Source organism: Variovorax sp. P1_H12_2 (assembly GCF_056405335.1).
In genome coordinates this window covers 1-10,016 of the sequence record NZ_JBFUCI010000230.1, presented here as the reverse complement: position 1 = coordinate 10,016, position 10,016 = coordinate 1, and the positions used below count along the sequence as shown (strand labels likewise).

Annotated in this window: 8 protein-coding genes; 5 read left to right on the top strand and 3 right to left on the bottom strand. The window is 66.4% G+C overall.

Annotation, left to right across the window (positions count from 1 at the left end; translation table 11 throughout):
• Positions 1–284: 284 nt before the first annotated feature.
• From AC1D2K_RS21220 to AC1D2K_RS21210, 3 genes are all read right to left on the bottom strand, one after another.
• Complete coding sequence (locus tag AC1D2K_RS21220; protein ID WP_286570543.1) at positions 285–716, bottom strand: barstar family protein; 432 nt, start codon at positions 714–716, stop codon at positions 285–287.
• Positions 717–763: 47 nt separating this feature from the next.
• Positions 764–1,177, bottom strand: coding sequence for a guanyl-specific ribonuclease (locus AC1D2K_RS21215; protein ID WP_478090806.1), 414 nt, complete (start codon positions 1,175–1,177; stop codon positions 764–766).
• Between the two features lie 180 nt (positions 1,178–1,357).
• On the bottom strand, positions 1,358–3,697 hold the full coding sequence (locus tag AC1D2K_RS21210) for an NADP-dependent malic enzyme (RefSeq protein ID WP_478090805.1): 2,340 nt from the start codon (positions 3,695–3,697) through the stop codon (positions 1,358–1,360).
• A 398-nt stretch (positions 3,698–4,095) separates the two neighbouring features.
• On the opposite strand from AC1D2K_RS21210, the gene AC1D2K_RS21205 reads away from it, so the two are divergent.
• From AC1D2K_RS21205 to AC1D2K_RS21185, 5 genes are all read left to right on the top strand, one after another.
• Positions 4,096–5,133 carry an SPFH domain-containing protein gene (locus AC1D2K_RS21205; RefSeq protein ID WP_478090804.1) on the top strand — a complete coding sequence of 346 codons (1,038 nt, stop codon included), beginning with the start codon at positions 4,096–4,098 and terminating at the stop codon, positions 5,131–5,133.
• Complete coding sequence (locus AC1D2K_RS21200; RefSeq protein WP_478090803.1) at positions 5,130–6,602, top strand: DUF4178 domain-containing protein; 1,473 nt, start codon at positions 5,130–5,132, stop codon at positions 6,600–6,602. Before AC1D2K_RS21205 ends, AC1D2K_RS21200 begins: the two co-directional genes overlap by 4 nt.
• 24 nt (positions 6,603–6,626) lie before the next feature.
• Entirely contained in the window at positions 6,627–6,845 is a 219-nt protein-coding gene (locus AC1D2K_RS21195; RefSeq protein WP_478090802.1) for a DUF350 domain-containing protein, read from the top strand.
• Complete coding sequence (locus AC1D2K_RS21190; protein WP_478090801.1) at positions 6,842–8,386, top strand: polyamine aminopropyltransferase; 1,545 nt, start codon at positions 6,842–6,844, stop codon at positions 8,384–8,386. Before AC1D2K_RS21195 ends, AC1D2K_RS21190 begins: the two co-directional genes overlap by 4 nt.
• A gap of 105 nt (positions 8,387–8,491) precedes the next feature.
• On the top strand, positions 8,492–10,016 hold a 1,525-nt coding region (locus AC1D2K_RS21185), incomplete at its 3' end, for an FAD-dependent oxidoreductase (protein WP_478090800.1).

The following is a 10,016-nucleotide window of genomic DNA, read 5'->3' as shown; positions in this document are numbered from 1 at the left end:
TTGCCGGGCCGCTGGTGTTGCCCCCGGCAGGGGGTGGGCGCCCGGACACGAAGTGCCGGGCAACCTGGGGGCGAGCAACAGTCAGGCTGCTGCCAGCCAGTAGCCCGCGTTGAAGGGGCTGCTCATGCGCAAGGCCAATGGCGACACGTCGACCAGTTTGTCGGTCGGCATCTTTTCTGCTGCCGGGTCGGAATTCGGAAGGTCGATGCCTGGAGCCGGAGCGGCGGCATTGTCCTGCGAAGCCTCATTCGCCCGTTCTGCTTGGCTGGTGTGTGCAGAACGGGCTACAGAAAAGAATAGAAGCACCTGAACGGTATCTTCCGGTCTCCCCAGTAGTCGGAGGCGTCTCGGAAGATGTCGAGCAGTTGCTCGCGTGCTTCCTTGTCGAACTTGGCGTTGGCCGGGATCTGCTCGAGCACGATGACGAAACCCGGCTGCGGGCCCGATTTGTGCAAGGGATCGGTCATGCAGTCGTACAACGCATCGAAATTCTTGCCGAAGTGCTGCGGAAAAGTGAATTGCTGGGCAATCAGATCAAGCACGTCCTGCTTGGTCTGGGCGTTGCCCAGGTTGGCGTAAAGGAAGTGCTGACCGGCCGCATGCGCCGCTTCCTGCAGGTCGTTCACGCGGAAGGCGCGAATCGACTGCACGATGTTGGGTCGCACTGCACGAAGGGATAAGGTCATCTCCGCTGGTCTTTCCATGGTTGTCGTCATCATTTCTTCGGTGCGCCTCACGGCGCCGCTCCAATCCAGTTGCTCGCTCATGGCACGATCCGCCTGAAGCTCGCGTAGTGGTCTGCCGTATACCAGCACACCGATGGCGCCGTGCGCTCGCCTCCACAGACGATGCGCTTGGCACCACGATCACGCGAACCGGGCGTATCGACCGTGTATTCTCGGTAGTGGCCTCGCCGTTCCTGCGGCAGCAGGCGTTCGCGATTGCCGAACACCGTGCCGTCTTTTTCGTGCCGGAAAGGGCCACCGTTCAAAATGGCCCCATAGGTACGCTGGCCCTGAACCGGCAGTTCGGCCAACGCGACCGTTTCCTGCGCCGGGGTGCCGGTGCCGGGGCCGAACCATTCGCGAGCCTGGACTCCCGCCATCAGGGTCGCCAGCAACACGCCAGTGAGCGCTAACTTTGAGACCGGGGACGAGATCGAGGCGTAAGCCGCCATGGGGCACCAGAAGGAAAAGAGCGAGAACCGAACCGGCGGATCAACTTGGGGTTAACCCGCGAATTCAAGGCCGCAAGTGTGCACCAGGGACGCGCAAATAGCAAGCGCCTGCTCAATCTTTGAGCAGGTGAAAGGGGGATGCCGCGCTCTAGAAGTTAGCGATCGCTGTCGCTTTTTTGCTTATCGCTCGGCGTTGGCATCCGCCACGGTCAGCGCTGTCATGTTCACGATGCGGCGCACGGTGGCGCTCGGCGTGAGAATGTGCACAGGTTTGGCCGCTCCGAGCAGCACCGGACCGATCGCGATGTTGCCACCGGCCGCCGTCTTGAGCAGGTTGTAGGAAATATTGGCCGAATCGATGTTCGGGAATACCAGCAGATTGGCATTGCCCGCCAGGGCGCTGTGCGGCATGACGGCAGCGCGCTGCTTGCCGTCGAGCGCCATGTCGCCGTGCATCTCGCCGTCGACTTCCAGCCAGGGTGCCTGAACCCGCAGCAGGTCGAGCGTGCGGCGCATCTTGACCGCGCTGGGCTGGTTGCTGCTGCCGAAGTTGGAGTGCGACAGCAGCGCCGCCTTGGGCTTGAGGCCGAAGCGCATCATTTCCTCGGCCGCCATGGTCGTGATTTCGGTCAGTTCCTCGGGCGTCGGGTCGTAGTTGACGTGCGTGTCGACCAGGAACACCTGACGATCCGGCAGCAGCAGGCCATTCATGCAGGCGTAGATCGGCACATCCTGCGGCGTGCTGGCGCAGCCGCCCGGGCGCCGGCCGATCACCTGGTCGATGTAGTGCAGGTGCAGCGCGGTGGTGCCCCAGGTGCCGCAGATCAGGCCGTCGACGTCGCCCTTGTGCAGCAGCATCGCGCCGATCAGGGTCAGGCGGCGGCGCATCTCGATCTTGGCGGTCTGCACCGTCGTGCCCTTGCGCTCGGTCATGCGGTGGTAGGTCTGCCAGAAATCGCGGTAGCGATGGTCCTGCTCGACATTGACGATGTCGTAGTCGAGTTCTTCCTTCAGGCGCAGGCCGAACTTCTCGATCCGCTGCGCGATGATGGCCGGACGGCCGATCAGCGTGGGCCGCGCGATGCCTTCGTCGACCACGATCTGCGCCGCGCGCAGTACCCGTTCTTCCTCGCCCTCGCTGTACGCGACCCGCTTCTTCGGCGCACGCTTGGCGGCGTCGAAGATCGGTTTCATCATGGTGCCCGAGGTGTAAACGAAGGTCTGCAGCTTGTCGCGGTAGGCGTCGAGGTCGGTGATCGGACGCAGCGCCACGCCGCTTTCGGCCGCAGCCTTCGCGACCGCGGGCGCGATCTTCATCATCAGCCGGGGGTCGAAGGGCTTCGGGATCAGGTACTCGGGCCCGAAGCTCAGCTTCTCGCCTGCGTAGGCGGCCGCAACACGCTCGCTTTGTTCCGCCTGCGCCAGGTCGGCGATCGCGTGCACCGCCGCCACTTCCATCTCATCGGTGATGGTGGTGGCGCCGCAGTCCAGCGCACCGCGAAAGATGTAGGGGAAGCACAGGACGTTGTTGACCTGGTTCGGGTAGTCGGTGCGGCCGGTCGCCATGACGATGTCGTCGCGCACCGCATGCGCGTCTTCCGGCGAAATCTCGGGGCTCGGATTGGCCAGCGCGAAGATCACCGGCTTGGCCGCCATCTTGGCGACCATCGCGGGCTTCAGCACACCGCCGGCCGACAGGCCGAGGAACACGTCCGCGCCCTCGATGATGTCATTGAGCGTGCGCGACTCGGTCTTCTGCATGTACTGGCGCTTGTCGTCGTCCATCAGCTCGGTGCGGCCTTCGTAGACCACGCCGGCCAGGTCGGTCACGTAGACGTTCTCGCGCTTCAGGCCCACCTTGAGCAGCAGGTTCAGGCAGGCCAGCGCCGCAGCGCCCGCGCCCGAGGTCACGAGCTTGACCTGGCCGATGTCCTTGCCGACCACTTTCAGCCCGTTGAGCATCGCGGCTGCCACGGTGATGGCAGTGCCGTGCTGGTCGTCGTGGAAGACCGGGATCTTCATGCGCTTGCGCAGCTCGCGCTCGACGTAGAAGCAGTCGGGGGCCTTGATGTCCTCGAGGTTGATCGCACCGAAGGTCGGCTCGAGGGCGGCGATGACCTCGACCAGCTTGACCGGGTCCTTCTCGTCGATCTCGATGTCGAAGACGTCGACGCCGGCGWACTTCTTGAACAGCACGCCCTTGCCCTCCATCACCGGCTTGGAAGCCAGCGGGCCGATGTCGCCGAGGCCCAGCACCGCGGTGCCGTTGGTGATCACGCCGACCAAGTTGCCGCGCGCCGTGTACTTGAAGGCGTTGACCGGGTCCCTGACGATTTCTTCGCAAGGCGCCGCGACGCCGGGTGAGTAGGCCAGCGCCAGGTCGCGCTGGTTGACCATCTGCTTGGTGGCGGCGATCGAGATCTTGCCCGGAACCGGATGCTCGTGGTACTCGAGCGCGGCGCGGCGCAGCTCGGCGCGCTTGTCTTCGGGCGTAGGGATCTGCGAAGTCGAATCGGACATTGGGCCGTGCCTCCTGTGACGCTTCTTGTAAAGGGCGCCGATTGTAGACCTCGATCTGCATGCTGGCCGGGCGCGGGTCGCCGACCCGGATATTTGGGCGGAAAGTGGCTATTGCTATCTCTTCTACTTAGTCTTCCTATTTAGATTAGTAGTAGTAGTAAGGGGCGCGCTTCGCTGTGGACAGGGTCATTTTTCCCTTTTGCGACAAGGACTTGCCGCAGCCCGCTGGCTGTGTGCAGCCGCGCTTCCGTGCTGTCGCGGCGAGGCGAACAACTTCGGGCGAAGCGACTTGCCTGTGGACAAGTACTGTCTTGTGCCGGAACTGTCCCCAGGGTTGTCCTTGGCGGGCACTGTGGCAATATGCCCGGCTCAGAAGACCCCCGCAACGAGGAGCAACCATGGCGCTGATGGATTTCATCAAGAAGCAGTTCATCGACATCATTCAGTGGACCGAGACCGGCGACGGCACGCTGGCCTGGCGTTTCCCGATGGCGGAGATGGAAATCCAGAACGGCGCGTCGCTGACGGTGCGCGAGTCGCAGGTCGCGGTGTTCGTCAACGAAGGCCAGGTCGCCGACGTGTTCGGCCCGGGCATGTACAAGCTCACGACCCAGACGCTGCCGGTCCTGACCTATCTCAAGAACTGGGACAAGCTCTTCGAGTCGCCATTCAAGAGCGACGTCTACTTCTTCAGCACGCGCCAGCAGGTCGACCAGAAATGGGGAACGCCGCAGCCGATCACGGTGCGCGACAAGGACTTCGGCGCGGTGCGGCTGCGCGCCTTCGGCAACTTCAGCTTCCGCGTCGGCGACGCCAAGCTGTTCCACACCGAGATCTCGGGTACGCGCGACATCTACACGGTGGCCGACCTCGATGGCCAGCTCCGCGGCCTCCTGCTGCAGAACATCAGCAACGCGATCGCGGCCAGCGGCGTTCCTTTTCTCGACCTGGCAGCCAACCAGATCCAGTTCGCCGAGGCGCTGGCCAAGCAGTTGGTGCCCGAGTTCGCCAAGATCGGGATTCAGCTCGAGAACATCACGGTCCAGAACGTCTCGCTGCCGGAAGAGCTGCAGAAGATCCTCGATCAGAAGATTGGCATGGGCATGGTCGGCAACGACATGGGCAAGTTCATGCAATACCAGACCGCGCAGGCGATCCCGAAGTTCGCCGAGGGCGCGGGCGGTGGCGGCGGCATCGCGGGCGATGCCATGGGGCTCGGCGCCGGCGTCGCGCTGGGGCAGGTGCTGGCGCAGAACCTGGCCCAGGGGCTGCAGGCGCAGCCCGCGGCACCGCAGCAGCAGCCCGCGGTCGCGGTGGTGAATCCGGCCGATGTGATGACCACGCTCGAGAAGCTCGGTGAGCTGAAGTCCAAGGGCATCCTCACGCAGGAAGAATTCGACGCCAAGAAGGCGGAGCTGCTGAAAAAACTCGTGTGACGGACCGCGGTAGCCAGCGCTACTACCGCGCGCCCTGTCCCGGCTGCGGCGCGCCGGTCGAATTCCGTTCGGCGCAATCGACGCACGCGGTCTGCCCCTATTGCCAGAGCACCGTGGTGCGCCAAGGCGAGACGCTGGCGCGCACCGGCAAGATGGCCGAGCTGTTCGACGACTTCAGTCCGCTGCAGCTGTTCGCCGCCGGCCGCATCGAGGGCCAGCCTTTCACTTTGGTGGGCCGGCTGCAGTACAGCTACCCGGGCGGCCGCTGGACCGAGTGGATCGCCACGCTCGATGGCGAGCGTACCGGCATCCTGAGCGAGGACAACGGCGCCTTCGTCTTCGCCTTGGCTTTCGAACTGCAGCGCGCGACGCCGCCGGCGGTCGAACAGCGCGTCGGCGCGACCACCGCCTTCAACGGCCAGAACTACACGGTGGCCTCGAACGAGCAGGTGGCGCTGGTCTCGGCGCAAGGCGAGCTGCCGCGGCTGCCCGAACTCGGCCGTCCCTTCGCGGTGGTCGAGCTGCGCAGCGACCAGGGACAGGTGCTCAGCCTCGACTACGACACCGATCCGCCCGGCGCCTACCTCGGCCGCGCGGTGCGGCTCGAGGACCTGCAGCTCACCGGCTTGCGCGACGAATCGGCCAAGGACGAAAAGGGCCGCAGCTTCAACTGCCCGAACTGCGGCTCGCCGGTGACGGTCAACCTGGCCGACAGCAAGAGCATCACCTGTCCGTCCTGCAACGCGATCATCGATCTTTCGCAGGGCATCGGGGGCGAACTTCGGCATGCGGCCCAGAACGAGCCGATCCAGCCGCTGATCGCGCTCGGCAGCATCGGCCAGCTGCAGGGCGTCGACTGGCAGGTGGTCGGCTTCCAGCACCGCATGGGCGTGGCGCCCGGCGACGACGAGCACTTCGGCTGGAGCGAGTACCTGCTCTACAACAAGAAGCGCGGCTTCAGCTTCCTGGTCGATGCCGAAGACGGCTGGAGCATGGTGAAGCCGACCACCGGCGCCCCGAGCATGGCCGAGAGCGGGGCCCGCGCCACGTACCTGGGCAAGGTCTACCTGCAGCAGTACGCCTACAACGCCGAGACCGGCTATGTGGCGGGCGAGTTCTACTGGCAGGTCGAGCGCGGGCAGAAGACCTTCAATCGCGATTTCGCCAACGGCAGCGCACTGCTGTCGATGGAACGCTCGGCCAACGAGCTGACCTGGTCGTCCGGCAACCGGATCGACAGCGCGGCGGTGGCGGCGGCGTTCAAGCTCGATCGCCGGAAGGACATGTTCAAGCGCAACGACGTGCTGCCGGTGAGCGCGGCGTCCAGCCTGGGCTGCGGCACCATCGTGCTGATCGTGGTGGTGATCGTCGTGCTGCTGATCATCCTGAGCACCTGCAGCAGCGGGGGCGGCTCGCGCAGTGCGGGCGGCTCCTATGGCGGCTATTCGAGTGGCGGCGGCCACAAATGAAGTCTTTTTTTGGAGGTTCTCATCATGGGAATTGAATGGTTGAAGCCGGACGTGATCCTTGGGTCGCTGGTTTATGCGGTGATCGGCGTGGCGCTCTTCTGGCTGGCCTTCCGGATCATCGACAAGGTCACGCCCTATGACCTGTGGCAGGAGATCGTCGAGAAGCAGAACATGGCGCTGGGGCTGGTGGTGGCCGCGATGAGCCTGGGCATCTGCATCATCGTCGCCGCGGCCATCCATTGAGCGAAGCGGCCTCGTCCGCGCGCCCGCTCGAGCGCAGCGGCCCGCAACCGGTCGAGATCGCGCTGCTCGCCAGCGTCTTCGTGGTCGCCGCCTGCGGGCTGGTCTATGAGCTCAGCGCAGCGGCGCTGAGTTCCTACCTGCTGGGCGACTCGGTGCTGCAGTTCAGCACGATCATCGGCACCTACCTGTTCGCGATGGGCGTGGGCTCCTGGCTGTCGCGCTACTTCGAGCGCCAGCTGCCGGCGCATTTCCTGCGCATCGAGCTCATGGTGGCGCTGGTCGGCGGTGCGCTGCCGGCACTGCTCTTCATTGCCAATGCCTACGTTCCGGGCGCCTTCCGGTTGCTGCTTTACGGGCTCGTGATGGTGGTCGGCACGCTGGTGGGGCTCGAGATCCCGCTGGTGATGCGGATCCTGCGGCGCAACGTCGCGCTCAAGGACCTGGTGTCGCAGGTGCTGACCTTCGACTACCTGGGCGCGCTCGCCGTCTCGATCGCCTTCCCCCTGCTGCTGGTGCCGCAGCTCGGCATGATTCGCACCGGGCTTCTGTTCGGGTTCATGAATGCGGCGGTCGCGGTCTGGGCGTTGTGGCTGTTCCGGCACGAGCTGCGCCGTGTCGGCATGCATGCGCTGGCCTGCGGGCTGGCGCTGGCCGCGTTGCTGGTGGCCTTCGTGTTCGCCGATCACCTCACGACGCTGGCCGAGGACAAGTTCTACCAGGACCGCATCGTCTTCAGCGAAAGCTCCCCCTACCAGCGCATCGTGGTCACGCGAGGCGCCGCCGGGCACCGGCTGTTCCTGAACGGCAACCTGCAGTTCGCCGAGCGCGACGAGTACCGCTATCACGAGGCGCTGGTGCACCCGGTGATGGCGGCCCACGGCGCGCCGCGCAAGGTGGCAGTGCTCGGTGGCGGCGACGGCATGGCGGTGCGCGAGATCCTCAAGTACCCGTCGGTCGAGAGCGTGACGCTGGTGGAGCTCGACCCGAACATGACCCGGCTCTTCAGCGAGCACGAGACGCTGGCCGCACTGAACGGCCACGCGCTGAATTCCCCGAAGCTGCGCGTGGTCAACACCGATGCCTTCCAGTGGCTGCAGCAGCAGGGCGAGGTCTTCGACGTCATCGTGGTCGACTTTCCGGACCCCACCAATTTCGCGATCGGCAAGCTCTACACAAGCTCCTTCTATGCGCTGCTCGACCAGCGGCTGGCGGCCAGCGGCTATGCCGTTGTCCAGACCACCTCGCCGCTGGTGGCGCGCAAGAGCTTCTGGACCGTGGCAACCACCATCGAATCGGTCGGCCTCACGGCGACGCCCTACCACGCACACGTGCCGAGCTTCGGCGAGTGGGGATACATCATCGCGAGCCGGCGGCCTTTCCGGCTGCCCGATGCGCTGCCCGACGGGCTGCGTTTCCTGTCGGTGCCGACATTGCCGCTGCTGTTCGACTTCCCGCGCGACATGGCGCGGGTGCCGGCCGAGGTGAATCGGCTTTCCAACCAGATCCTGGTGTCCACCTACGAACACGAGTGGGGGAGATGAGCACACCCCCAGGTTGGCTCACTTCGTGTAGCCGCCCACCCCCTTGCAGGGGGCAACACCAGCGGCCCGGCGAAGCCGGTTCCGCGGTATTCCTGGAAAGGATCCATGAGGCGGCGTGAGTTTCTTGGCGCGTCGATGGCCGTGGCGGCCGCGCTGGCAGGGTGCGAGGCCCGACACGACATCGAGGGCGGCTTCACCGGCATCGACGTGGCGCGTGGCCATGCGCTGCGCGACGGCACGCAGCGCGGCGGGGCCGTGCCGGATGTCGCTCGCCGCACGCAGGTCGTGATCGCCGGCGGTGGCGTTGCCGGCCTGGCGGCGGCGCGGGCGTTGCGTCTTTCCGGCATCGAGGATTTCGTGCTGCTGGAACTCGAGGACACGGCCGGCGGCAACAGCCGCGCCGGCGCGGTGCAGGGCATCGCCTGCCCGCTCGGCGCGCACTATCTGCCGCTGCCCGGCGACGAGGCGCACGAGGTGCAGGACCTGCTCGAGGAACTGGGCCTGCGCCGGCGCGTGGCGGGCCGCTGGGAATACGACGAGCGCCAGCTCTGCCACAGTCCGCAGGAGCGCCTGTTCTTCCAGGGCCGCTGGCAGGACGGGCTGTTGCCGGTGCAGGGGGTGGGCAACGCCACGCTGGCCCAGTACCGGCGCTTTTCGCAACGCGTGGATGCCTTGCGGCACGATGCGCGGTTCTCGATCCCGACGCTGCGCGCGGTGCCCGCGCCAGCCCTGCTGGCCCTCGATGCGCTGTCCTTCGAGGCCTGGCTCGACCGTGAGGGCCTTGGCGACGCCCACCTGCGCTGGTATCTCGACTACTGCTGTCGCGACGACTACGGTGCCGGCCTGGCCCATGTCTCGGCCTGGGCCGGCATCCACTATTTCGCCAGCCGGCACGGCTTCCATGCGCCCGGCGAGGACGACGGCGAACGCGAGGCGGTGCTGACCTGGCCCGAGGGCAACGCCTGGCTGACCCAGCGGCTGGCGCAGCCCCTCGGCGATCGGCTGCGGACCGGCCAGGCCGTCACGCGGATCGCCGACGCGCGCAGCGGCGTGGAGATCGATGCGATCGACGTCGCCACCGGCTCGCGGGTGCGCTGGCAGGCCGAACGGTGCATCGTCGCGCTGCCGATGTTCATTGCGGCGCGCGTGATCGAGGCCCCGCCCGAGCGGTTGCGCCAAGCCGCCGCGTCGATGCGCTACGCGCCCTGGCTGGTCGCCAATGTCCATGTGAAGGCCCCACTGGCCGACCGGCCTGGTGCGGCCCCGGGTTGGGACAACGTGGTCTATGGCACCCGCGGCCTCGGCTACGTCGACGCGCGGCATCAGACCCTGGACCCGACGCCGCGCGCCACGGTCCTGACCTGGTACCGGCCGCTGGGGCCCAGCACCTGGGACGGCACCGATGGCCGCCGCCAGTTGCTGGCCCGGCCCTGGGCCGGCTGGCGCGACGATCTGCTGGCGGAGCTTTCGGCGCCTCACCCCGACCTCGCCGGGCTGGCGACCCGGATCGACATCACGCGCTACGGCCATGCGATGGCGATCCCCGCGCCCGGCCAACTGGCGAAGCTCGGTGCCCGGGACCGCATCGTCGCCGGGCGCCTGGCTTTCGCCCACGGCGACTGGTCCGGCT